Raw genomic sequence first — 26,054 nt, forward strand, 5'->3', positions numbered from 1 at the left:
GAGATGAAAAAGATATTAAAAGTATTATCTATTTCTGCAGCTCTTTTTTTAATGAGTTGTGGGGCAAATTCAACAGCTGAACAAGGATGTTGTGGCAAAGAAAAAGCAGAGACTTGTGCAAAGTGTGAAAAATGCTCTAGTGGTGATAAATCAAATTGTAAAATGGATGAAGACACTGCATTGCATAAATGCTGCAAAGAAAAAATTGCGAATGGTGAAAAAGCTTGTTGCTCTAAAGCATCTTAGTTTTTATCATTCAAATAAAGAGGTGAAACTGAAAAATAGTTTCGCCTCTTTTTTTTGTAGGTAATTAATTAAGTATATTGTGTTACAATCAAAAACACTATGCACAAATACTTAATTCTCTTTCTTCTCTTTCTTTCTTCTTATGTTTATGGTCAAAAACCAAAATTTGAATTTCATTCTTATGGTAGAGTAGGCGTATCTTCTTCTGTATATGAAGAAAAAGTAGGCTCGAGACTTAATTTAAGTCATCAAGGAGCCTTAGGAGGGCGTCATGAAGAGAACGATTATATTGAAATGACAGTTGTGGCCAATATCGAGGAGATCTTTAAAATTGAAAAAGATAAACCTAATATTCGATTTGTTTTAACCACACAATCATTTTCAGGTAACAACACTTTTATCGCCAATAACACAGTCATTAATTTTGCTGAAATGTATCTAGAAGTCTATGATACTCTTTTTAATATACCAGTAAGCTTATGGGTAGGAAGTAGGTATTACAGAGATAAAAATATCGATATGGCCGATTATTGGACATTTAATAACCTTACCGGTCAAGGGTTTGGTTTCCAATATGGAAATACCAAAATTGCCTTAGTCAGTTCACTCGTCTTACAAGATCAGCCAGGAAACCCCTATGGTGATGAATTGTATGATGATGGTCGTCAGAAACATATATTAGCCCTACAGCATCAAATTGATATTAACGAAAATAATTCATTACATCTACTCGCTGAATATCATTTTACAGGTTTAGATTCACTCAATGATCCAATATTTATAAAAGACAGAGTAAGTGATTATGGAGTTTTAGGAGGTGTGATGCACAGATATCAAAAAGGAGATTTCATTAATAATTCATCCATTCGATATGGATCGAGGATTGCCAATGGCCCCGGTGATGATGGCTGGTCTTCAAGATCGTTTATTAATTTTGGTAACCCGAATCAGACAGGTCAATTTAATGGAGCATATGGTTTAAACTTTACAGAGAATTTTGTATGGGATGTCAATGACAAATGGGGTATCATGGGATACGCTGTATATCGATATGCCATAGGTGCATCAGCTCCAGTATTTATTGGTACCTCTCGGCCAAATGAAAAGTGGGACTTATCTGTTGGCGTTCGTCCACAAGTATTCTTATCTGATAAAATTCAATTGATGTTTGAATACCATTATCAGATGAGGGATTATCAAGAATTTACAAACGGTATAGTCGGTTTTGATCCTGGTCTGGGAGTAATGAATAAATTTACCATCGCACCAGTATATGTGCCAACAAGAGAAAGATCACTAATGGCAAGGCCTCATATCCGATTTGTCTACTCTTTAGCTTTTTATAATGATGTCGTAAAGCAGAATGGCTTATCTCAATTTTATGAAGCAGGAAATAAAGGGGATTTTGGACAATATATTGGGTTGAAATCGGAGTGGTGGTTTTAGGGAAATGAAAAGTTAAAAATGAAAAGTGAAAAACGTGAAATGTTAGGGTTAACTTGTAGGTGTTTCTTGTACCGAGTGACTGAAGTCGACTCGCTGAGTAATTTGGTAATAGAGAATACAACATAACCACCACATATTAGTTATTACATATTCCCTATTACCTAAAAAAACGAGCGTAAATTCAGCACCTACTACCTACTACTTGCTACCTACTACCTATTTCAAGTTTTTCATTTTTAATTTACAAACTAGTTTTTTCACCAATAGAAGGTAAAAGCAACTCTTTACCTTTCGCTTTAAATTTCTCCTTAGCATCTGCTTGATCGATAACAATTGGAGGGAAGGTGTCGTAATGATATCCCATTACTTTATCGCATTCTACAAATTCAGAAGCAATTACTGCGTCATTTACGCCCATGGTGAAATTATCGCCAATAGGTAGAATGGCTAAGTCCAATTTAGGTGAAGTCATCGGTATTAATTTCATATCCATTGTGAGGGCCGTATCTCCGGCAATGTATATACAAGCCTCAGCGTTGAATAAAATAAAACCGCCTGGATTGCCTCCGTAAGTGCCGTCAGGTAAGACACTAGAGTGAATGGCATTAACGTATTTCAGTTGACCAAAATCGAAAGAGAATTCACCTCCGTGATTCATTGGATGACCATTCAATCCTTTTTCACCATAGTAAGAAACGATCTCGAAGTTGGATATGATTTGTGCTTTTGTGCGTTCAGCTATTGCTTCAACATCGAGTACGTGGTCTTGGTGACCATGTGTTATTAAAATGTAATCTACTTTTAATTCATCGATATTAATATGCGAAGCTTTTTCGTTTGCTGAAATAAATGGATCAACAAGTAATGATTTGCCTTGGGTTTCTATTAGAAGGGAAGCATGCCCTAAAAAAGTGATATTCATAATGTTACTTAGATTAATTTATGAAATTAATAGTGTAATGAAGTTACATTGAAAATTCAATTCAAATTTGCGAATATTAATACAAGTATTACAATTTATTATTTGAATTGTTTTTAATTTGTTTTATATTGAGCAATATAATATTACTGCTTAAAATATCATATTAAACAAGCCATACTCTTCAAATAAAATGGAACAATTTTATGTTTATGATGCTCTAAACTATTCACTCATAATGCGAACAAATAGGAGAGCTGTTTTGAAAAAAGAATTAAGTATTACCCTAAATAATAACAAAGTGAAGTTATTAAAAAATAGACATCCTGTTATGATTTTATCAGGTAGTAATGTAACAAGGCGACCACTTTTTGTCAGTCTACAGCCGTTAAATGAGGAAGTGATTGAAGGTCTTTTTGTAAAATATCAGTTAGACAAATTCTATGTAAACGAAGAAGAAACAACAGAAGCTATTTAATGCTTTTCGATGATAGGTTGAAAAGCTTTGATACTAATGCTAACATTTTCTCCGAGGACTAAAGATTTTGCTATCGTTTCGTTAGTAGTTATTTGTATAACCTCTTTGTCAATTAGTAAAGTGACAATATAAATAATGTCTGCTTTTTGGATGCTTAAAACTTTTCCTTTTAGTTTAAATTTACCCTGTAAAGGGTTAGGGTTAAAAAATACCAAAGGCGATTGTATTTCTTTATTTTGACCTTTTTCGATAGGTAACACCTTGTCGCAGAGTTTATAAATTTCTGGAATATCATGACTGATCATCAATGTGGTTAGCTGATATTTACGATGTATCTCACTTAAATATTCTTGAAGTTTTTCCCTCATTTGGTGATCTAAAGCAGAAAGAGGTTCGTCAAGTAATAGTATTTCAGGTTCTTGAATAACTGCCCTAGCTATAGCTACACGTTGTTTTTGTCCTCCCGATAGTTGATGAGGATAAGAGGAATAGAGTTCTTTAAGATGCATAATCTCTGATACCTCATCGAGTGTGTTGGAGGAATCATTCGATTGTGCATATTTTAGGTTTTGAAGCACAGTTTGATGAGGGAATAGAGCAAAGTCTTGAAATACCATTCCTACTTTACGCTTTTGGGGTGGGAGGTTGATATTATTCTCTGTATCTACCCACACAGTATCATTTACTTTTATAAAAGTATCATTTGATTTAATTAGACCAGTGAGAATATTAAATAATGTAGTTTTACCAGCTCCAGAATCTCCAAAAACTCCAACGAAGGCACCTTTATCAATAGAGATATCAAATGATAAATTAAAATGAGAGGTATCGAATTGATGTTTTGATTTAATATGTATCATTTACTCTATCTTTTCTTTGGAGAATAAACATTAAAAATAAAATCACGAAGGAGAATATCAAAAGTGTCATCGAATAGTAATGAGCCGATGCAAAATTCATCATCTCCACTTGATCATAAATAGCTATTGATGCAACTTGTGTCAATCCAGGGATATTGCCACCTATCATTAATACAACACCAAATTCTCCCACTGTATGTGCAAAAGCCATGATGAACCCACTTAAAATCGACTTTTGTATAAAAGGAAGACTAATATGGAAAAAAGTCTTGATTTTCGATTTCCCCATTAAATAAGAGGCATGTAATAATTGTTGAGGAATTTTTCTGAACCCATTGAGAATAGGTTGAAACATAAATGGGAAACTATACAAGATAGACCCAAAAACAAGGCCTTCGAAAGAGAATAATACTTCAAATCCAATCGTGTTCTTTACAAAATCTCCAAATGGATTATTGGGGCTAAAGGCTTGTAATAAATAAAAACCAATAACAGTGGGAGGTAAAACGAGCGGTAAACTAAAAAGACTTTCCCAAATAGCACTGTTCCATTTTGAATAGGAACTAATTTTATAGGCCAATGGAACACAAACAAATAGTAGAACTATCGATGTGATGAGTGCCAATTTGAAGGTGATAAATAGGGGGAGCCAATTCATATTTTCTCTAAAATAATTTCATTTGTTTTGATAAAAGCACAGGCCTTTTCTCCTTTTTTAAAGTCTAATCTTTTTACTGAAGATGATGAAATTAAAGAAGATACCATTCCAATAGAAGTTTCAAGGAAAACTCTTGATAAAACATCACCGATTTCTATGTTTTTAATTACTCCACTTACTTGATTCTGAATACTAATATGTTCAATATGTTCTTTCCCCATAAAGACCTCAGAATCTTTGAAAATAACTCCTACCTTATCACCTACACTAAAATTAATGGGGTTGATTTCATGATCTATGATGAGCGCCCGAAAGGGTACATCATTTAATTGAATACTTAATTGATGTATATTTTGTTGCCCATCTATTCTAGTGATAATGCCTGTAAAACGATTCAATCTCTTTGATTATAAGTGTTGATGATATCTTTACCTTCTTCGTGAAGTAACCAATTTAAAAACCTTTCTCCTAATTCTTCATTATTATCTTTAATAACCACAGCCCCTTGATAGATCGGGCGATATAAAGAAGGATTCACTTTTAACCAAAATCCTATATCTTTCATCTCTGGAGATTGAACTACAAAAAGTGATGTAAACCCAATATCTGTCGCTTGATTGATTACATATTGATTTACCTGTGAAATGCTTTCACCATACACCAACTTTTTTTGATAATTCCTCTTAGATAAGATTTCAGAGCAGGCCATTGTTGCTGCAATACCATAAGGGGCAGTCTTAGGGTTAGCTACAGCTATTTTTTCCACTTGATCGCTATTTAGAATATCTTCGGAATGGAAAGATTTTAGTTTTTTTGACCATAATACGAGCACTCCCTCAGCATATATTTTAGGTGGAGATGTAGTTAAATTTTTCTCATATATATGGTTAGGATATTTCATGTCTGCACTTATAAATACATCATAAGGTGCTCCATTTTCGATTTGATGGGACAGTTTCCCAGAGCTGCCAATAATTAACTCACAAGGTATATTGTATTTTTTGGTAAACTCAGCTGATAAATCTTTCATCACAAAAGCCATATTTGCTGATACAGCAACCCTCAGTGGTTGTTCTTTACTTTGACATGAAGAAAGAAATAAAGTGATTATTAAGAATATATTGTAAAGTCTATTCATGTTAATTTTTCAATGATATATTGTGTTTAGTCTTTTTTCTTATCCCCCTTTCTAGGTATTTTGATTATTGATATTAGCATTTGTTAGTAAAATGTGCTAACATTGATTACTCATTGCGTTAAACCCTATAAATCAACTGTATGTATATTAAAAGTCTACTCACTAATAAAGAATTAAACCTATCTATTGTTTGCTATTTCCCCTACGAAAATGTACCCTTTCAATTAAAAATTGAAGATGTCATCTTTACGATTAAGCAATCTACTACAAAAATTGTCAAAGAAATGCCATATGGAGAGTTTTTATATAAACGAAGGAAGTTTTATCTGATAGGTGATAAGGGAGATAAAATCAAAATTTCCATTTTCAAGAACATGCGATTACTTGCCTAATCATCGAAACTCATCAGAAACTCATTTTCTCCCATAATGAAGATGGGAAACCCTTGTTCTGCATACGCTTCCGCATGACGTATTTTTGTTGACTTAAACCCTTCTCCATACTTCTTGTAATCTTGTTTACCTACGACTAAAAAATCCGTTTGTGGAGAAATTTGCTCAGGAATCACATACCCCCCTATATTGACTACTTTCTGCATGGCTGTTTTTCTATTCATTTCCGTTAGCCGCCCTGTAAAGCATACCGATTTCTTGTAAAATCTGTTTTTAGGATCTACATTTTTGGGTGCACTAAAACCGTATTCTTTTCTCTTCTTGTAAGGTCGACCACTTCCGTAGGAAGAATAGCCATTATCAGAAGAAACATTGCCAATTTTATGGTTGAACTTATTGCTTAGTTGATCCAGCGAATCGCAGTCGTGTTCTTTTAGCATTTCGATACAAATAATTGCAGATGCCATTGCGTCGCTTTCTGCATTATGATGGTTCAATTGTATCTCAAAATGTCTGGAAAGATTGGCAAGTCCATAACTAGGTAATCCAGGGAAGGCTTTTCTTGCCATTACCAATGAACAGAAAAAAGAAATGGAAGGCAGGTGTGTTCCATAAACTTGTAATGAACTTAATAACACATTCATATCAAAACCGGCGTTATGTGCCACTAGAGGGTATTTTGTCAGTAAACTAGAAAGATCACCCCATACGTTATCAAATGTAGGTGCATCGAATGTCATCTCTGGAGTGATACCATGAATTGATATATTCTTATCAAAATAGTAGTTCGGAAAAGGTTGAATAAGGTGATGTTGTGTATCAACAATTTCTTGATTTTCAACCACAGCAAGACCGATAGAGCAAGAACTTGTTTTTTTATCATTCGCTGTTTCAAAATCAATTGCAATAAAACCCATACTCTTTAGAAATGTAAACTTGAAAAATTCTCAACTAATTTTTAATCTAATACTATTTTAAAACTTCTCAAAAGGAGGGGGTGTTTATAATTCTCAATAGAAAATATATTAAAAGGTTCTATCATTTGATATTCATAGAAGTAGGGTAGATCCTCAAAAAATATTATTACGATGTCAATTTATATTATAGTATCTTGCCACTTAAATTATTCTATTCATTCATTGAACAAGCAAACCAACTGATATGAGACTATTTTTTAGACTATGCTTACTTCATTTATTTATTTCGGTGATTACATGTCATGCACAAAATTTAAATGAAAGAGATACAGTTTATAAACATCAAATAACCGCTTTTCCTTATCCGGCTTATGCACAGGAAACAAGTTGGGAATTCGGCGTATTATCTGTTTTTCAGTTTAAAATGCCTGATGCTACTTTTGGTACAAGACCGTCGAATGCTACATTTATTGGATTTTACACATTAGAAAATCAGCTTCGTCTTAAATTAGAACATACAATTTTCACTAAAAATGAAGATTGGTTGTTAGAAGGTACTTGGGAGCATTCAAGATATCCTGAAAAATATTATGGTGTAGGAAGTAATACTTCAAATGAAGATGAGCAATTGGTTGATTGGAGTAAGATTGACTTTAGGCAACAAATCTTGAAGAAACTAAAAGAGAAAATGTTCCTAGGACTACAATTACGTTATGCCAATTATTGGGATATTAGTTTAGGTCCAAAAAAAGATGGTACTCCAGCAGATATTACCACTTTGCCAGGATATGAAGGTGGTAGTGTGTCTGGATTGGGGACTACTTATAAATGGGATACAAGGGATCTAGTACTTTCTCCCAAAGAAGGATTTTTTATAGAAGGTCGCTTTGAAGTATACAATAGTATATTTGGTAGTGATTATAATTTTAATGTATTGACATTAGATCTTAGAAAATATTTTGATTTAAGTAGAGAAAAAGAAGGTGCTTCTGTGTTAGCTTTTCAGGGTTTGACGAAACAAACTTTTGGTGATAATACGCCTTTTAGAGAGATGGCTTTGATGGGTGGATTAAACATGATGAGAGGTGTTTATGAAGGCCGTTGGAGAGACCAAAAAATGGTGGCATTACAATCTGAATTTAGACAACATTTATTCTGGAGAATTGGGATGACAGCCTTTGTTGGAACAGCAAATGTTTTTTCGACTTACGAAAATTTTGATAGCCAAGGTTTTAAGTTTGCAGGAGGTGGCGGATTAAGATTTTTGATTAATAAAAAGGACAAAGCATCTATTAGAGTAGATTATGGAATTGGATCGGAAAAAAGTTCTGGTTTATATTTAACCTTCGGAGAAGCATTTTAATTTGATTCATATTGATTAATTCCTCAAAAATCAAGTATAATTTAATAATTGTTTGAATTTTACAAGTAGATTTAATCAAACTTAAAATTAATGACACTAAAATATAATCGAATTGTAAACATAGTAACTTAGATTAGTCCATTTTAAAATGAGTTTAATCAATACGTATATAGACGTTATCCAAGTATAGGAAAGGTTTTTGTTTTATTGCGTGTGATATACACTTTTTTTTAATTCAAGTATTACAAAATTATTTCATATACCCTTATATTATTGATATTGAAAAAGTGCAATTTGCTGACAAATTGTGTGTGATTAGCTCTTATCATTTTTTTTAAATGAGTCAAGCAAAATGCAACTAATTTTGTGTGATTTTTTTTAACAAAAACTATGTTAGAAAATGTTTGCTATTATCAATAAAAGACCATTTATTTGTTATGACGAAGGTGCTTAAAGCAATTTGTATTTTGCTTTGGTGAAAAGGGAAACAGGTGAGAAGCCTGTACTGTACCCGCAGCTGTAATACTATGAAAATGAATTCGAAAAATCCACTGCATTTTAAATGTGGGAAGGTTGAATCAAAATTATATTATAGTTTAGTCAGAAGACCTGCCTAAGTTGTTGCTTGTAACCTCCATCGGGATAATGGGGAGTAAAAGAACTGTCTGAGTAAATCAATTTGATGCCTGGGCTTTTCCGTCAGCTTATAAAGAAAATAAAGCATTGTGTTGTTCAATGAGAACATTTATATGTTTTCATTAGTTGTATTAAAAAAACATCCAAAAGATGAGCTTATTAGATAAACGTGTAGCTTACAAACCCTTTGAATACCCAAAGGCACAAGATTTTATTGATGCTATTCACCAAACTTTCTGGATTCACTCCGAAGTAAACTTTGATGCAGATATTCAGCAGTTCAAAACCAATTTAACAGATCAAGAAAGAGATGTTATTGGTAACATCCTGAAAACGTTTGCCCAAACTGAAACTAATGTTCAGGATGATTTTTGGGGGGTGATTGGTCAGTTTATACCTAAGCCAGAAATTAAGGCAATGGCCATTACTTTTGCTGAAAATGAAGCTCGTCACGCTTCTGCATATGCACGTTTAAACGAGTTGTTGGATTTGGACAATTTTGAGGCATTCTTAGAAGACGAGACTGCTATGGAACGTCTTGAAATGCTCTCTCAGGTAACTGTGGATAAAAATGGAAATGCACAACCGCACGACCTATTACAGAGTATTGCAATTTTCTCGTGTTTTACTGAAAATGTAAACTTATTCTCTCAGTTCGCTATTTTACTGTCCTATAAAAAATTCAAAAATCAACTTAAAGGTATTGGTAACATTATCAAGTGGTCTGCTAAGGATGAAAACTCTCATGCACGTGCAGGTATGTGGTTATACAATACGATGATTGCTGAATACCCTGAGTTGAATACTAAAGAACTTCAAGATCGCATCTATGAAGCAGCAAAAATTTCTCACGATGTAGAAGTTAGGTTGCTGAATGGTATTTTTGAAGAAGGTGAGTTGGAATTTTTACCAATAGAACATTTAGTTCACTTCATGAGAGATCGTCTGAATAAAAGTTTAAACGAAATTGGTCTAAAACCTATCTTTGAAGTTAATAAAGAAACTTTGAAGAAAATGCAATGGTTCGATGAAGAAGTATTTGGTTTAGCACACGACGATTTCTTCGCTGTAAGACCTACAGAATATACTAAAAAGACACAATCAGTAACCGCTGATGATCTTTTCTAAATAATAAATTGATACTCTTATTTCTACACCCTCATACACAACATGTCTGAAATTACATTAACTACCGAGGCCTCTAATCTTGAAGCAAATCCAAAATGGATGACAAAAGAAGGTCTTCAAACTTTACAAAATGGTTATTTATTAGAAGGAGAAACTGTAAGAGATGCAGTTACTCGTATCGCTAAGGCAGCCGCAAGTCGTTTAAAAAGGCCCGATTTCGAAAAGAGGTTCTTTGATGCGATTTGGAATAACTATTTATGTCCTGCTTCTCCTGTATGGTCTAATATGGGAACCGAAAGAGGTTTACCTATTAGTTGTTTTGGTAGTTATATTCCAGATAGTATTGCTGGAATTGGTGCTTCTTTAGGCGAAGTCATGATGATGTCTAAAATTGGTGGAGGTACATCAATTAACATGTCAGATGTTAGACCTAGAGGTGCAAAAATCACAAATAATGGAACATCAAATGGTGTTTATCCATTCCTTGAAATGTACGATTCAGTAATTAATGGTACAAATCAAGGTAGTACAAGAAGAGGCATGCTTGCCGCTTACTTGGATGTAGAACATGGTGATATAGATGAGTTCTTAACGATTAAAGACGTTGGGAAAAGTATTCAAAATATATTCATGGGAGTAACTGTATCTGACAACTTTATTGATAAGGTAAGATCGGGTGACAGAAGATCTCGTGAAGTATGGGCTAAAGTGATAAAGTCTAGAATTGAAAAAGGTATTCCTTACATCATGTATAAGGACAATGCCAATAATCAAAGACCTAGATGGTATAAAGACCAAGGTTTTGAAATTAAGGCTTCTAACCTTTGTTCAGAAATTATGCTTCCATCTAACGAAGAAGAATCTTTTGTTTGTTGTTTATCATCACTGAACTTAGTGAGATACGACGAGTGGAAAGATACAGATGTAGTTGAAACAGCTATTTTCTTCTTGGACGCTGTAATGGAAGAATTTATTGATAAAGCCAAAGACATCGAGCACATGCAAAGAGCCGTGAACTTTGCTAAAAATCATAGAGCTCTTGGCTTAGGTGTTCTTGGATGGCACAGTTTCTTACAAAAGAAGAAAATTCCTTTTGTAGGTATCGCAGCTGATTCTTGGACAAGAATTATCTTCAAACAGATTAAAGAGCAATCTATTAGAGCTTCTGAAAAATTGGCTAACGCCTATGGAGAACCTAAAGTGATGATGGATACGGGACGTAGAAACGCTACTCTTTTAACTGTTGCACCAACAACTTCAAACGCATTAATTGCAGGTGGTTACAGTACAGGTATTGAACCTTTGGCAAGTAACTATTATGTAATGGATTCAGCAAAAGGAGTGTTCTCAAGAAAGAATAAACTTCTAGTAGAACTACTTGAAGAAAAAGGATTGAATGAAGACGAAGTTTGGAAACAAATTCTTGCTGATGGTGGTTCTGTTCAAAACATCAATGGCTTAACTGATGAAGAGAAAGAACTATTCTTGACATTTAAGGAGATTAATCAAATGCAGATTGTTCGTCAAGCTGCTTTACGTCAGCAATTCTTAGATCAATCACAAAGCTTGAACTTGAACTTCCCTCCAAATACTCCTGTAAAGGATATTAACGCGGTGTTATTAGAAGCACATGCGTTAGGGGTGAAGACACTTTATTACCAAAGAAGCGAAAGTATCCTTAGAACTCAGATGAATGTAACTGATGATGGTTGCGTGTCTTGTGAGGGTTAAGCAAGTAATGATATACAAAAAAAGCTGTGTAGAGATACACAGCTTTTTTTATAATCTAAATTCTTGACAAGTACCCCTATACCCCGAAAGGTATAGGAGACTTGTCTATAAGTATGGCGGGAGAGTGTCCCCGCGCTCAAAATTGAGCCGAAACTAATTAAATCCATCAGTGGAAGTCTGGATGATCTCTTATACGGGTTAAGATGTATCTTAACGAGTACCGCATTGCCGAAGCAAAGAAGAGAATATCTTATTAATTAGATTGCAACTTATAGTAAGAAGGTTGAAGTGTTAAACACTTCGATTTTTTGGGGAATGTCAGAGAGTATGCACCCTCTGACACCGCTTGTAAAACCATAGACAAAAGTTTTACTTACAACCCGCCATATTTTTTATAATTGTATTATTATTATATCACTCTTTTAAGATGGACAATAAGAGAGTTTGATTAAAGAATTTTATTTCATTTTCATATTTGTCAAATACGTCATTATTATTATGTATTCGACTGTTTTTCATTTCATATTACATTACAATAGTACGACATACATTCGTATTTTACAAATATTATAAAGTGGATATATAGATGTGAAAATAGTTAAAATTGTATTATTTTGATAAAACTACTTAAAAGCGTAATAAATACAATTTCAATCGGTTTCGGAAATAGATAGAAGGACAATTTTTAATAAAAAATGGGGTGCAATCGGTTGAAAATAGTGTGTGATTTTCTGAAAAATGTACTTATTTTGCTTAAAATTTGTACAATTCAAGTTTGATTTTTTTTGAAAAAAAAATTTTTTTTCGTCGATCGATAACAACAATACTAGAATCCATTATCATGAAAACAAACACCTTATTATCCTTATTCTTAGGGGTTTTATTTTTTACCTCTTGTTCTCAATCATCATCAAATAACATAAAAGTCCTTCAATTTAATATATGGCAAGAAGGGACGGTTGTCCCTAATGGATATGAAGCGATAATTACAGAGATTATCAATTCAGAAGCTGATATTATTGCTTTAAGCGAGGTGAGAAACTATAATAAAAGTTCTTTAGCAAAACGTATGGTAGAAGATCTAAAGCAAAAGGGCTTTACTTTTTATATGGATAGCAGTCAAGATTCAGGTATTTTATCAAAATATCCTATCGTTAAGCAGGAAATGTTTTATCCGGTTAAAGACGATAGGGGATCCATCACTAAAGCTATTATTAATGTTCATCATCTGGAAATAGCTTTTTATTCAGCTCATTTAGATTACAGAAATTGTGCAATTTATTTACCAAGAGGATATGATGGAAGTACATGGAAGGAATTGAAGGCTCCTATTTTCGATAAAGATTCTATTCTAAACGACAATAATCGATCGAAGAGAATCGAAGCGATAAGACTATTTATAGCTGATGCTAGAAAAGAAATGGATAAAGGTAGGGTAGTGATTTTAGCTGGAGACTTCAATGAGGCGTCACACTTAGATTGGATCGAGGCGAATAAGCATAAATATGAACATAATGGGTTGGTGATCCCATGGACTTGTACCAAAGAATTAGAGGATAATAATTTTAAAGATGTTTATAGAGAACAGTACCCTAATCCAATTTCTCACCCTGGTTTTACATTTCCTGTATATAATCCGGATGTTGATTTTTCTAAATTAGTTTGGGCACCAAAATCAGATGATAGGGATAGAATTGATTATATATTCTACAATCCTTCTCAAAATATCAGATGTGAGAAAACGTATTTGATAGGTCCGAGAGCATCTATTGCCTATAATAAAGTAGTAAGTGAAGTCACAGAAGATAGTATTGTGTCTCCGTTAGGCATTTGGCCGACAGATCATATGGCTCTGTTTGCTCAGTTTGAAATTAATTAGTGGATCTTCATCTAAAAAACGAATAAAAAAAACACCATCGAACAGAATTCGATGGTGTCTGAATTTATCTCAATAATAAAGTAAATGCGGATCTTTTTTCCTTTTTAAGAAATTAATAACCTGTATTCTGATCAAGATTTGGGTTGGTGGCAACCTGTGTAGGAGGTATTGGGAATAAATACCTTTTTACACCATCTGATGGTTTGCCTTGAGAAGGTAACCAGAACTGATATTCAACATCTTGATCATTCATTCTTAATTCAAAAGCATCAGGATCATTCTCCATTTGCTTGTTTTGCCATACATCTAGGTATTTGCCGAAACGGATAAGGTCTTGTCTTCTTACACCTTCCCAACATAATTCCCAACCTCTTTCCATTAAGATGAAGTCTAATTCATTCTCAACTTTACCATCAGATAATAGCTGAGCATAATGAGTGTTTGCATCTGCAATAGCAGAACCACTTTTAAAACGACCACCTTCTGTTCTTAATGTATTGATGATTTGCATCGCAGTTCCTGGATCCCCTTTACGAGCCAATGCCTCAGCATGCATTAATAAAATATCTGCATAACGTAGGATAGGGAAGTCGTTACCTGACCATCCACCCCAAGAAACGCCTACTGCACCAGCATCAGGCTCCCACTTCATCAAACGAACACCTTGTGTTTTATTTGCATCAAATAATGGTAATTCAGGTTCGTGTTGAACGATATCGCCACTTACAGATTCAAATTCAGTGTAGAATTGTTCTTTTCTCAAATCATCATCATTAAATGATTCATAACGATCAGTCATTATAGAAAAGCCATTCCATTTTGAAGGAACTGCCCATTCTACACCTTTCACTTTATAAGTATCGTAATGAACACCCCATGAATTACCATGGTTACCCAGTGGATCATCAGCAGTATAAGTGATACTAAAGATATAATCTGTATTCCCTTCTTCATTCCCTAATTTGAATGTTTCTAAGTAAGAAGAATAGAGGCTATAACCTAGGGATTCTACTTTGGTCGTATATTCAATTACCTTGTCTAATTGAGCAGTAGTTGGAGCAACAACAGTTGAACCATCTTGTAAATAGACACCAGCATTTAAATAAATCTTCGCCAATAAACCATAAGCTGCACCTTGGCCCACTCTAGCATATGCAGGTGAAGCAGGTAAAATATCTTTTACAGCTTCTAATTCATCAATGATAAATTGAGTCAGTTCAGGACGAGAAGATGCTGGAGTATCACCATCGTGCTTTGATACCAAAACTAATGGTACATTACCAAACATATCCATTAAAACGAAGTAATAATAAGCTCTAAGGAAACGTACTTCTGCTTTAGTTGATTTAATATCATCCGTTTCATTAAAAGATTCTAAAGTTTCTAATAAACCATTCGCTCTAGCAATACCAGTGTAAGGAGCATTCCATAAACCAGGTAAGTGAGGATGAGTAGCATCCCAAGTATGTGCATTTAATTGCAGCCATTTTCCACCATCATACCAGTCACCACCTCTTGTAGGAACAAGCGTTTCATCAGAGGAAACTTGATTAAAACCCCAATAGTTTTCATGATGATAGAAACTTCTAAGTGAAGCATAAATCGGTGCTACGGCAGTGGCTAAATTCTCAGGATTTTGGAAATACTCATCCGTCACTGAGCTATGAAGATCTTCGTCAAGGTTAGTACAAGCTGAAGCTCCGATTAGTGAAGCCATTGCAAAAAGCTTGATCCATTTATTTTTTGTCATGATTGTTTCGTTTTAGTAAAAAGAGAGGATTAAAATTCAACTGATAAACCGCCTATGAATGTTCTGGCAGCAGGGTAGTTGTTATAGTCAATGCCAATTGGAGGAACTTGAGTACCTCCCGCAGGAGCATTAACTTCTGGGTCGTAACCAGAGTAGTTTGTGATGACAAATAGATTTTGTCCTGAAACATATAGTCTCAAGTTTTTCACAAATTTCACTTCGTTCATATCGAAAGTATAACCGAATGTTAGGTTTGATAATCTCAAGAATGAAGCATCCTCAATAAATTTAGAATTGTATTTTGTCGCTCTGATTCCTTCATTTACAGCATTTTTCATCACATTATAAGTAGATTGATCGCTGTAGATATCATTAGTAGAAGAGAATTCAAGTGCTGTGTTATTAAATACTTGATGTCCGAACGCACCATTAAAGAAGAAATTAAAATCAAACTTACCGAACGTCATAGAGTTATTGATACCTAAAGTCCATTTTGGTAGTGCTTGTCCTAATACATGAAGATCATCTGATTCAATCGCATTACCACTTTCATCAAGTCCTTCGTATCTTTTGCCATAAAAAGTACCGTAAGGAAGTCCTTTTTGAATAACTTGGGCAAATTGACCTACCTGACCACGACCACCAACAGCGCCCGTTAGTATTTGATCATAATCGCCAATATTTAATACCTCATTTTTGTTGTGAGCGGCAACAATTCCGGTTTGCCAAGTGAAATTATCTTTAGCTACGTTGACTGTATTTATTGATAGTTCGATGCCTTGGTTCTTTAATTCACCCACATTTTGTAAGAATACATCAACAGGTGCAGGTTGAGCCGCTTGAAGCTCTAACAATAAATCTTTTGTATGCTTTTGATATACATCGATAGTACCAAATACTTTACCTTCGAATAATTCATAATCTAAACCAATGTTGATTTGAGAAGTTTCTTCCCATTTCAAATCAGGGTTAGCGTAATTGTTATACGTTACACCCGATCCGATACCTACTGCACTGAACGATTTACCACCATCTAAAGTAGGAAGTGAACGGTAGTTACCAATTTCTTGAGAACCAGTAATACCCCAACCTGCACGAAGTTTTAAGTCACTAAACACTGTGCTTGTTGATAAGAAGTCCTCTTCTGAAATTCTCCACGCACCAGAAACTGAAGGGAATACACCCCACTTATTATTTGCACCGAATCTTGAAGACCCGTCAACTCTTAATGTACCAGTAAAGACATATTTATCTTTAAAACTCACATTCGCTCTACCAATCCAAGAAATCAGTTTGTTAGATTCTTTGTTTGAATCTGGAATAACAAGTCCACTAGCTGCATTAAGGTTATATTCTGCAATATTATCTACTTGGAATCCTGTAGCATTTATGGCATTGTACTCCGATCCAAATGCTTGATAAGTATAACCAGCAAGTGCATTCAATTTAGTATCACCAAATGTTTTAGTATAGTTTAAAGTACCTTCAAAAAGCATGTTATGAAGGAAATTATTACGAACATCTGCATTACCATTGCCTTTACCAACCCATTCAATAGTACCAGGTAAATAAGCATTTCTTTTTGCTGAAGTTAAATCACCACCAACATTTAATTTGCCTTTTAATCCAGGGATTAATTCAGCTTCTATAAAAGCATTACCTAAAACTCTTTGCGTGTTGGTAAAATCTCTAACATTCGTAGCCATGATATAAGGGTTCTTCTCCAATTGGTTTGCTGAAGAATAGTCTTGTGGAAGGAGTGGAGACATACGGATCATGTTATTGATGACACCACCATCTAAGGCACCGCCAACGCCGTATGGAAGATTGTTGTTTTTAGTGAATGAACCCATCATGTTGGCACCAAGCGTTACTTTATCGGATAACTTTTGAGTGATGTTCATACGGGCACCGATTCTTTCCATACCCGAATTAATCATAATACCTTCTTGGTTAAGATAATTGACAGAGAATCTATACTGAGTTGTTTTTGTTCCTCCAGAAACACCCAAATTATGGTTTTGAGTCACTGCTTGTTGTGTCATTACTTCTTGCCAATCCGTATTTGCTCCTAAATCTAGAGGAGTAGTCCCTTCGGCAGCAGTAGCTGCACGGTATTCGTCAGCAGTTAAAATGCCCAATTTTTTAGAAATAGTCGATACTCCAAAGTAAGCATCATAGTTTACTTTAGCAGTACCTTCTTTACCTTTCTTAGTGGTAATGATGATGACACCATTTGCACCTCTAGCTCCATAAATAGCTGTTGCAGAAGCATCTTTTAAGATATCAAATGACTCAATATCTGCAGGGTTGATAGTGGCCAATGGATTTTTTCTAGCAGAATTTGAATATACACCAGAAGTACCTGGGTCTGATGCAGTATTATCAATTGGAAAGCCATCAATAACGTATAAAGGCTCATTGGATGCAGTTAATGATGTACCACCACGAACACGAATGTTGACACCTGCACCTGGCTCCCCAGAAGATGGAGTCATCTGAACACCAGCAATTTTACCTTGAATCAATTGATCAGGAGAGGACATCACACCTTGGTTAAAATCTTCTGCCTTAACAGAAGACATGGCGCCTGTCACATCTTTTTTCTCCATCTGACCATAACCGACTACAACTACTTCCGAAAGTTGTTTAGCATCTTCTTTTAGAATGATAGAGAATTTAGTTTTATTTCCGATTTCAACTACTTGTTCAAAAAATCCGATATAACTAAATGATAGCGTTTTGGCTGATTCTGAAACAAGAATAGAAAAGTTTCCTTCAAAATCAGTAGTTGTACCTTTTGATGTTCCTGTGACAATCACGTTTACACCAGGTAAAGGAGTTTTGTTTTCATCGAGAATTGTCCCGGTTAGTTTTCTTTCTTGAGCATACAATGTGGACGTGAATGCTATGGTCATCAATAGCATTAGACTGAAGAAACGTAATAATTTTTTCATTAGTTAAATGTAGTTTTAAATGGACATGTAACGGACATGTGCAAAAAAAATGGGCATGTTTGTCATTTCATCAAACATGACTGTAATAGAGAATTTCTAGCTAGATAACTTTTAGACAATACGTAATAGCAGTAAATTATAATTCATTTCAAGTTTTGCGCAGTAGATAGCTATGTTTTTGTCTTTTACAATTCTAAGCCTTAATCTATAGAATTACAAATTGTTGTAAGTCAGTTCTTTTGTCTAAAAGTGGACTATTGTTGTACTATTTTTGGATTTCTGTTTTTTAAAGTTTCGGAATGTTGCGATACATGTTGCGCAATCGGTTGTCATTTACGGATAACGTGATTTTATTTTTCTGTACGAAAGGTTTCGAAACAGATTGCGCAACCCATTTCTAAATTTATAAAGTGTATCAAATACTCTTATGTTTATTGGATAAATTGAACATTTAAAAAAATTGAAAAAAATTAAGTATTCGTATTAAAATTGATGACGAAAAGGCGATTTCATTCAATAAAATATGGTCTTTTCTTCATTTTGTATTTAATTTGCACTGTGCTTATCACGAATGACATAAGAGATCGGGCTCGTAGATGTCATGGCAACCGTTGCGCCCAGCTACAGGTGCCAAATCCCGCCTCGGAGGTGTCCGAGAAAGATGAGCTATAGCATTCAATCAGGAATGGAAGTCTCAACAGTAACTTTTAAGCACGTTTTTAACTCTTCAATTGGAGAGGATGTGAAACGTAACTTTTAAAATATCAGATGTCGAAAAAACTCAGAGAGTTAGCAAAAGAGCGTGTGCTCATACTAGATGGTGCGATGGGTACCATGATTCAAAAGCATAAATTAGGTGAAGAGGATTACAGAGGTGAACGATTTAAAGATCACCCATGTGATGTGAAAGGGAACAATGATATGCTTTCTATCACTCAGCCGGATATTATTCGTGATATTCACAAACAATATTTCAAAGCAGGAGCTGATATCGTTGAGACGAATACATTTAGTGGTACGACGATCGCTATGGCCGATTATCAAATGGAGCCGGATGTGTATGAGTTGAACTACGCCTCTGCAAAATTGGCAAAAGAAGCAGCTGCTGAGTACACTGAATTGGAACCTCTCAAACCTCGTTTTGTAGCGGGAGCTGTAGGACCAACAAACAGAACGGCATCTATTTCTCCAGATGTAAACGATCCAGGTTATAGAGCGGTTACTTTTGATGATCTTGTTGAAGCTTATTATTTACAGGTACAAGGTCTAGCAGAAGGTGGAGCGGATACAATCTTAATCGAGACAGTATTTGATACACTAAACTGTAAGGCGGCTTTATTTGCTGCAGATAAATATTTTACTGATGTTGAAGAAGGCAAGGTAGTTTCCGCAGCTCCAAAAGGGAGAGAAACTGAATTTCCTAACTTATATAAAGGTGAACGTTTACCATTGATGGTATCTGGCACGATTACAGATGCATCGGGTAGAACGCTATCCGGACAAGTAGTAGAAGCATTCTGGAACTCTATCAGACATGCGGATCTATTTAGTGTTGGGTTGAACTGTGCATTAGGCGCAGATTTACTTCGTCCATACATTCAAGAATTATCTCGTGTTGCTGATACCAACGTTTCAGCCTATCCAAATGCGGGTCTTCCTAACGAATTTGGTGAGTACGATCAGACATCAGAAGAGATGAGTAAAATCTTAGAATCTTTTGATGGATTAGTGAATATTATTGGTGGATGTTGTGGTACAACACCTGACCATATTAATGGAATTGCGGAGACCTTCAGCAAAGCTAAGGTAAGAGAAATTCCAACTCAAGCACCTTACCAAAGATTAAGTGGTTTAGAACCTGTAACGATCAAGCCGGAAAGTATTTTTGTTAACGTGGGTGAGAGAGCCAACGTAACAGGTTCTGCTAAATTCCGTCGTTTGATTGAAAATGGTGATTTTGAAGCTGCTATCGAAATTGCAAGACACCAAGTAGAAGGTGGTGCTCAAGTAATTGATGTCAATATGGATGAAGGGATGTTGGACTCTAAGGAATGTATGACGCGTTTCTTAAATCTAATCGCTTCTGAACCAGATATTGCCAAGCTTCCGATTATGGTGGATTCATCAAAATGGGAAATTATTGAAGCAGGTCTGAAAACATTGCAAGGTAAAGGTATTGTCAACTCTATCTCTTTGAAAGAAGGAGAAGAGGACTTTATTTATAAAGCAACAACCATCAAAAAATATGGTGCTGCGGCAGTTGTCATGGCATTTGATGAAGATGGTCAAGCAGATAACTTCGAGAGAAGAAAAGAAATCTGTTCAAGATCATATGATATTCTAGTCAATAAAGTAGGTTTTGCACCTCAAGACATCATTTTTGATCCGAATATCTTGGCAGTGGCCACTGGTATCGAAGAGCACAACAACTATGCAGTTGATTTCTTTAAAGCCACAAAATGGATCAAAGAGAACTTACCACATGCGATGGTAAGTGGCGGTGTTTCCAACATTTCATTCTCCTTTAGAGGAAATAATGCGGTTCGTGAAGCCATGCACTCCGCTTTCTTATACCATGCTGGTAAAGCAGGTATGGACATGGGTATTGTGAACCCAGGTATGATCGAGGTGTATGAAGAAATTCCAAAAGATTTATTAGAACATGTTGAAGATGTTCTTTTGAATAGAAGAGAAGATGCCACTGAACGTTTAGTTGATTTTGCAGAAACAGTAAAATCAAAAGGTAAGAAAAAAGAGGTGGACTTATCTTGGAGAGAAAATCCAGTAGAACAACGTTTATCTCATGCCTTAGTTAAAGGTTTAGTAGAATTTATTGATGAAGATGTAGAAGAAGCACGTCAGAAATTCGCTCGTCCAATTGAAGTGATCGAAGGTCCTTTGATGGATGGTATGAACGTAGTAGGTGATTTATTTGGAGAAGGTAAAATGTTCCTTCCTCAAGTAGTAAAATCTGCACGTGTGATGAAAAAGGCGGTAGCGATTCTTATTCCATATATTGAAGAAGAGAAAGCCAATAATCCAGAATTATCAGCTTCATCTTCTGCCGGCAAAATCTTGATGGCGACCGTAAAAGGTGATGTACACGATATAGGTAAAAATATCGTAAGTGTAGTACTAGCTTGTAACAACTTCGAGATCATTGACCTTGGAGTAATGGTGCCGTTGGATAAAATTATTAGAACAGCTGTTGAAGAAAAAGTAGACGTTATCGGATTGAGTGGTTTGATCACTCCATCATTAGATGAAATGGTTTACGTTGCTGAAGAATTAGAACGTCAAGAACTGAATATTCCAGTAATGATTGGCGGGGCAACGACTTCAAGAGTACATACGGCGGTAAAAATTGACCCTCATTATTCAGGATCAGTTGTTCACGTATTAGATGCTTCTAAGTCAGTACCAATTGCTTCAGCTTATACTTCTGAAAATAAGGAATACACTAAAGAGGTGATTCAAGAATTCAAAGATGAATACGCTGCATTGAGAGAGTCTCATGCTAAACGCCAAGGTGCTAAAAAGTTGATTTCAATCGAGGATGCTCGTAAGAATAAATTGGCTATTGATTGGGAAACTTCATCAATTACAAAGCCATCGTTCTTAGGAACAAAAGTATTCGAAGCATATGACTTAGAGGAAATTGCAAAGTATTTAGACTGGACTCCATTCTTCCAAACTTGGGAATTGGCTGGTCGTTTCCCTGCAATCTTAAAAGATGAAATCGTAGGTGTACAAGCGACAGATCTTTACAAAGATGCTAAAGCGATGCTCCAAAAGATCATTGATGAAAAATTATTACAAGCCAATGCTGTAATTGGTTTCTTCCCTGCGAACAGTGTTAATGATGATGACATCGAGTTGTATGATTTCGAAGCTACTGATGTTGAATTACCAGATGCTGATCATCATCATTCGATATTCTTTAAGGAAGATCGTTCTAAGAAAACAGAATTGTTATGTCATTTAAGGCAGCAGAATAAAAAGGCTGCAGGTAAGCCAAACTTCTGTTTAACCGATTTTGTTGCTCCTAAAGAGTCAGGTAGGCAAGATTATATTGGTGGATTTGCGGTAACTGCAGGTATTGGTTTAGATAAGTTGGTCGCACAATACGAAGCAGATCATGATGATTATAACAGTATCATGGTGAAAGCATTGGCCGATCGTTTAGCAGAAGCCTTTACCGAATTGATGCACGAGAAAGTAAGAAAGGAAATTTGGGGATATGCAAAAGATGAGATCTTTAATAATGAAGATCTGATTGATGAGAAATACCAAGGTATTCGTCCAGCTCCAGGTTACCCTGCTTGTCCAGATCATACAGAGAAAGACAAATTATTCAAGCTTCTTGATGTTACCAATAACATTGGTGTTGAATTGACTGAAAGCTATGCCATGACGCCTGCTGCAGCGGTATCAGGTTGGTATTTCGGTAACCAAGAATCGAGATACTTCGGTTTGGGTAAAATCAACGAAGATCAATTAAAAGATTACGCAGAACGTGTCAACCGACCAGAACACGAAATGAGAAGATGGTTGGGAACAGTTCTTCTGTAATTCACAATTATAGAATACCGATGGTAATTTTTAATTACAAATAGTATATTTAAGTCAGGTGATTGCTTTAAGAAAGTATCACCTGACTTTTTTAATTAACTACTAAATTATCATGCTAAACAAAATAACTTCTCTCTTCCTAATCGTATGTTGTTTACTTTCATGTACGTCATCAAATGATGAAAAATCCACACAAAGCTATTCTCTTGTAAAGTTTAAAATTATTGGAGACTCTTATCAGGAGTCTAAAAAATTATTCACTAAAAGATGGAACGCTCTTGAGAGAATTGACTATGAAATTGTTTCAGAGAAACCACCTTTTATTGAAGTGAAAGTCTTTGATTATTTAGATGAGAATTTTTATAAAGCTTTGGTTGAAAGGCAAGGTAATTTAGCAATGACTAAAATGGAACGTGGTACTATATTATTGGATCCACCTTATTATCAAAAATTACCCTTATCTGAATTTGATTCAATTAAGGCAGAATTATTTTTGATGAATACAATTGAAATGAAGTTGAAAGAGGGAACAATAAGAAAATATATAAGTAGATATGAAGATGAAGATAACCTTTGTCGTGTTCGCTTTTTATTAGATGATCAACCATTATCATCAGTAAACTACTCAGTGAAAACCTACAATAATCAGAAATTATTCTTAGGATACAGAATTGAGAATCTAAAAGGCTCAAATAAAATCGTTAATTACAAATTATTTTCGCTTTACTCATCTTTAATAAAACATCCTATAGAGCTTAAAATAGGAGAAGTTGAAGAGGTGCAGTTATTTTTAAAAGATCAAAACGGAACTCCTATTCAAGTATCTAAAGATCTGAAATTTAAAGCTTTTTATGTCAGAGCGTTTCTTACTAAAATCCCAACGGAAATAGAGCAAGAAATTAAAAGAAAAAATTATAAAACTGATGCAGCTATGAAAATAAGAAAGTTAATAGTGCTTGGTGAGGAAGGGTTAGAAGGATATATTAATACCTATGAAATTGAAGAGTATTCAGTATTGGAAGGAGAGATCAATGAGTTTCACAAACTAACGAAGGATATTATTGATGTAATCAAATTTAATATTGAGACTGATGAAAATTTATTTACTCAATAATTAGTCTTTTTTATCATTACTTCTTCATTTTCCCTTTTTACTTTATAGTTAAATTTTCTATTTTCACTACAACAAAATATGTCTTTTTAAATATCAATTTTTAAGATAGACATTAAATATTGACCATTACGTATTTAAACATAAATGAGCAGATTAGTATCACTTGAGAACGCCGTATTATCAGTTAAGATTTCAAGAGACGGGGCAGAGTTACATTCGGTATATCATAAACAACATCAACAAGAATATTTATGGCAAGCCGATAAGGAAGTATGGGGGAGACATGCACCTGTGTTATTTCCAATTGTTGGACAAGTAGAAGAAGGATATTACGAAGTGGATGGAGTAAATTATAAACTCCCTCAACATGGTTTTGCTCGTGATATGGAACATAAATTAGTGACTCAAGACGAGTTGTCGTGTATTTTTGAACTGCGATTTGATCACGAAACCATTCAGAAATATCCCTATAAGTTTGTTTTTAGAACGATCTATGAGATCAAAGACAATAAATTAAGTATTACATATCAAGTAGATAACTTGGATATGGAAACTATTTATTTTGGCGTGGGAGCCCATCCAGGTTTTAATACCAACTTTGTTCCAGGTACATCTTTCGAAGATTATGTTATCGAATTTTCTCATCAAGAAGAGTTTGAAAGATTACTATTGGATAACGGATTAAGAAGCGGAGCCATTGAACATGATGCATTGAAGGGAGAGAAAATTCTTCCATTAAAGTTCGAAACTTTTAAGGACGATGCCATAATTTTCGATCATTTCAAATCAGAATATCTTGATATTTATACCAAGAAAGATGATTCTAGAAAACTGAGAATTGGTTTTAAAGATTGGCCACTTCTAGGAATTTGGACTCCGGTTGGAAAGAATGCCGATTTTGTATGTATTGAGCCTTGGTATGGAGTGGCTGATCTAAGAGATGAGAATCATAATTTCAAGGAGAAGTATGCGAATCAAACACTAGAAAAAGGCAAGACTTTCTCTGCAACATTCACCGTTGAGATGATGGACGATGAGTAGTAGTTTAAAAGAAGGAGTGTGGTCGGAACATCAAACCGTAAAAGCCCATCAAATTGGTCCCGGCTATAAAATGAAGCCCTCTACCATTTCTGAAATTTTTCAGGAAGTGGCAGGGAATCATTCCAATGCCGAAAAATTTGGGCTAAGAGAAATGATGAAAAACGGTCATGCTTGGGTATTAGGAAGCTTGAAATATGAAGTCAAAAAGTGGCCAAAATGGACAGAAGACCTTCATATTACCACTTGGGTGTATGATGTTCAGAAACTATCCTCCCAAAGGAATTTCTTGATTAAAGATGATAAGGGAAATGTAATTATACAAGGTTCCTCTATTTGGTTTGGGATTGATTTAAAACGAAGAAGACCCATTATGATTACCGAGTTTATGGATAAGGTGACCCAAAGAGATGATCTAATTACTTTGGAGAAACCAAGTAAACTTCAACCACCATCATCTAAAGATTTCGAATCGAAAAGAAAAGTGGTGTATTCTGAGTTGGACCCGGTAAATCATGTTAATAATATCAAGTACTTTGATTGGATGTTGGATAGCATTCCACATTCGTTTAAATCAAAGAAATTGGTAGAGGTAGAGATCAACTATTTATCGGAAGTAGTCTTAGATCAGGAAGTTGATGTGATTACCGAACAACAGCAATCAGAAAATGGTTATCACCTTATTACTGGAATTTATAAAGAAGATAAACCCGCATGTATAATTCACACAAAGTGGGAATTAATATAAAAAAGATATAACAAAAAGAGTCAGTTTCTTCATTTTTGAAACTGACTCTTTTTATTTTGCTACCTGCTACCTGCTACCTGCTAC

At 34.8% G+C, this 26,054-nt stretch carries 20 protein-coding genes and 2 riboswitches; of the genes, 12 read left to right on the plus strand and 8 right to left on the minus strand.

The features are described 5' to 3' along the window. Positions 1-3 precede the first annotated feature (3 nt). Positions 4-246: a hypothetical protein gene (locus MY04_RS03500; RefSeq protein WP_066206391.1), complete on the plus strand. Its 243-nt coding sequence runs from the start codon at positions 4-6 to the stop codon at positions 244-246. Between the two features lie 99 nt (positions 247-345). After that, on the plus strand, positions 346-1,692 hold the full coding sequence (locus MY04_RS03505) for a carbohydrate porin (protein ID WP_066206394.1): 1,347 nt from the start codon (positions 346-348) through the stop codon (positions 1,690-1,692). Between the two features lie 241 nt (positions 1,693-1,933). Here the strand turns inward: MY04_RS03505 and MY04_RS03510 are convergent, their stop codons facing one another. Further along, the gene (locus tag MY04_RS03510; RefSeq protein ID WP_066206397.1) at positions 1,934-2,614 is read right to left on the minus strand and encodes a metal-dependent hydrolase; all 681 of its coding nucleotides are present in this window, start codon (positions 2,612-2,614) and stop codon (positions 1,934-1,936) included. Between the two features lie 235 nt (positions 2,615-2,849). Between MY04_RS03510 and MY04_RS03515 the strand changes: the two genes are divergently transcribed. Further along, positions 2,850-3,089, plus strand: coding sequence for a hypothetical protein (locus MY04_RS03515; RefSeq protein WP_158297543.1), 240 nt, complete (start codon positions 2,850-2,852; stop codon positions 3,087-3,089). Here MY04_RS03515 and MY04_RS03520 read toward each other — a convergent pair. The 4 genes from MY04_RS03520 to modA are packed head-to-tail and all read right to left on the minus strand — an operon-like array spanning position 3,086 to position 5,745. Then, positions 3,086-3,949, minus strand: a complete 864-nt coding sequence (locus MY04_RS03520) for an ATP-binding cassette domain-containing protein (RefSeq protein WP_066206403.1) — start codon at positions 3,947-3,949, stop codon at positions 3,086-3,088. The two genes, MY04_RS03515 and MY04_RS03520, sit on opposite strands and share 4 nt — an antisense overlap. After that, positions 3,936-4,607, minus strand: a complete 672-nt coding sequence (gene modB / locus MY04_RS03525) for a molybdate ABC transporter permease subunit (RefSeq protein ID WP_066206407.1) — start codon at positions 4,605-4,607, stop codon at positions 3,936-3,938. Before modB ends, MY04_RS03520 begins: the two co-directional genes overlap by 14 nt. Beyond that, positions 4,604-5,005, minus strand: coding sequence for a TOBE domain-containing protein (locus MY04_RS03530; protein ID WP_066206411.1), 402 nt, complete (start codon positions 5,003-5,005; stop codon positions 4,604-4,606). The genes modB and MY04_RS03530 overlap by 4 nt, the downstream gene beginning before the upstream one ends. Continuing rightward, positions 5,002-5,745 carry a molybdate ABC transporter substrate-binding protein gene (gene modA, locus MY04_RS03535; protein WP_066206413.1) on the minus strand — a complete coding sequence of 248 codons (744 nt, stop codon included), beginning with the start codon at positions 5,743-5,745 and terminating at the stop codon, positions 5,002-5,004. Before modA ends, MY04_RS03530 begins: the two co-directional genes overlap by 4 nt. Positions 5,746-5,885: 140 nt before the next feature. On the opposite strand from modA, the gene MY04_RS03540 reads away from it, so the two are divergent. Beyond that, positions 5,886-6,137: a hypothetical protein gene (locus MY04_RS03540; RefSeq protein WP_066206415.1), complete on the plus strand. Its 252-nt coding sequence runs from the start codon at positions 5,886-5,888 to the stop codon at positions 6,135-6,137. On the opposite strand, the gene MY04_RS03545 is transcribed toward MY04_RS03540, so the two are convergent. Next, a complete protein-coding gene (locus MY04_RS03545; protein ID WP_066206421.1) occupies positions 6,134-7,054 on the minus strand; it encodes an exonuclease domain-containing protein in 921 nt (306 codons plus the stop codon). The genes MY04_RS03540 and MY04_RS03545 overlap by 4 nt on opposite strands. 244 nt (positions 7,055-7,298) lie before the next feature. Here MY04_RS03545 and MY04_RS03550 point away from each other — a divergent pair, with 244 nt between their 5' ends. The 4 genes from MY04_RS03550 to MY04_RS03565 all read left to right on the plus strand — a co-directional run bounded on the left by MY04_RS03550 (position 7,299) and on the right by MY04_RS03565 (position 13,791). Next, the gene (locus MY04_RS03550; protein ID WP_066206424.1) at positions 7,299-8,417 is read left to right on the plus strand and encodes a BamA/TamA family outer membrane protein; all 1,119 of its coding nucleotides are present in this window, start codon (positions 7,299-7,301) and stop codon (positions 8,415-8,417) included. A 427-nt stretch (positions 8,418-8,844) separates the two neighbouring features. Next, positions 8,845-9,048: riboswitch (cobalamin riboswitch) on the plus strand. 155 nt (positions 9,049-9,203) lie between these two features. Further along, positions 9,204-10,181, plus strand: coding sequence for a ribonucleotide-diphosphate reductase subunit beta (locus MY04_RS03555; RefSeq protein ID WP_066206427.1), 978 nt, complete (start codon positions 9,204-9,206; stop codon positions 10,179-10,181). Positions 10,182-10,223: 42 nt separating this feature from the next. After that, positions 10,224-11,912, plus strand: a complete 1,689-nt coding sequence (locus MY04_RS03560) for a ribonucleoside-diphosphate reductase subunit alpha (RefSeq protein ID WP_101958131.1) — start codon at positions 10,224-10,226, stop codon at positions 11,910-11,912. Between the two features lie 841 nt (positions 11,913-12,753). Then, on the plus strand, positions 12,754-13,791 hold the full coding sequence (locus MY04_RS03565; protein WP_066206431.1) for an endonuclease/exonuclease/phosphatase family protein: 1,038 nt from the start codon (positions 12,754-12,756) through the stop codon (positions 13,789-13,791). A gap of 112 nt (positions 13,792-13,903) precedes the next feature. On the opposite strand, the gene MY04_RS03570 is transcribed toward MY04_RS03565, so the two are convergent. Both MY04_RS03570 and MY04_RS03575 read right to left on the minus strand, forming a co-directional pair. Beyond that, positions 13,904-15,541 carry a RagB/SusD family nutrient uptake outer membrane protein gene (locus MY04_RS03570; protein WP_066206434.1) on the minus strand — a complete coding sequence of 546 codons (1,638 nt, stop codon included), beginning with the start codon at positions 15,539-15,541 and terminating at the stop codon, positions 13,904-13,906. A 29-nt stretch (positions 15,542-15,570) separates the two neighbouring features. Further along, positions 15,571-18,498, minus strand: coding sequence for a SusC/RagA family TonB-linked outer membrane protein (locus tag MY04_RS03575; protein ID WP_066206437.1), 2,928 nt, complete (start codon positions 18,496-18,498; stop codon positions 15,571-15,573). Between the two features lie 559 nt (positions 18,499-19,057). Beyond that, a riboswitch (SAM riboswitch) is annotated at positions 19,058-19,166 on the plus strand. A gap of 100 nt (positions 19,167-19,266) precedes the next feature. Here MY04_RS03575 and metH point away from each other — a divergent pair. The 4 genes from metH (at position 19,267) to MY04_RS03595 (ending at position 25,970) form a co-directional block, all read left to right on the plus strand. Beyond that, positions 19,267-23,070 (plus strand): methionine synthase, encoded by a 3,804-nt coding sequence (metH, locus tag MY04_RS03580; protein WP_066206440.1) that lies wholly within the window; start codon positions 19,267-19,269, stop codon positions 23,068-23,070. A 112-nt stretch (positions 23,071-23,182) separates the two neighbouring features. Continuing rightward, positions 23,183-24,184 (plus strand): hypothetical protein, encoded by a 1,002-nt coding sequence (locus tag MY04_RS03585; RefSeq protein WP_066206443.1) that lies wholly within the window; start codon positions 23,183-23,185, stop codon positions 24,182-24,184. 144 nt (positions 24,185-24,328) lie between these two features. Next, positions 24,329-25,225 carry an aldose 1-epimerase family protein gene (locus MY04_RS03590; protein ID WP_066206446.1) on the plus strand — a complete coding sequence of 299 codons (897 nt, stop codon included), beginning with the start codon at positions 24,329-24,331 and terminating at the stop codon, positions 25,223-25,225. Continuing rightward, on the plus strand, positions 25,218-25,970 hold the full coding sequence (locus MY04_RS03595; RefSeq protein WP_066206449.1) for an acyl-[acyl-carrier-protein] thioesterase: 753 nt from the start codon (positions 25,218-25,220) through the stop codon (positions 25,968-25,970). The genes MY04_RS03590 and MY04_RS03595 overlap by 8 nt, the downstream gene beginning before the upstream one ends. Positions 25,971-26,054 lie beyond the last annotated feature (84 nt).

It is taken from the genome of Flammeovirga sp. MY04, assembly GCF_001682195.2.
In the GTDB taxonomy this organism is placed as follows: domain Bacteria; phylum Bacteroidota; class Bacteroidia; order Cytophagales; family Flammeovirgaceae; genus Flammeovirga; species Flammeovirga yaeyamensis.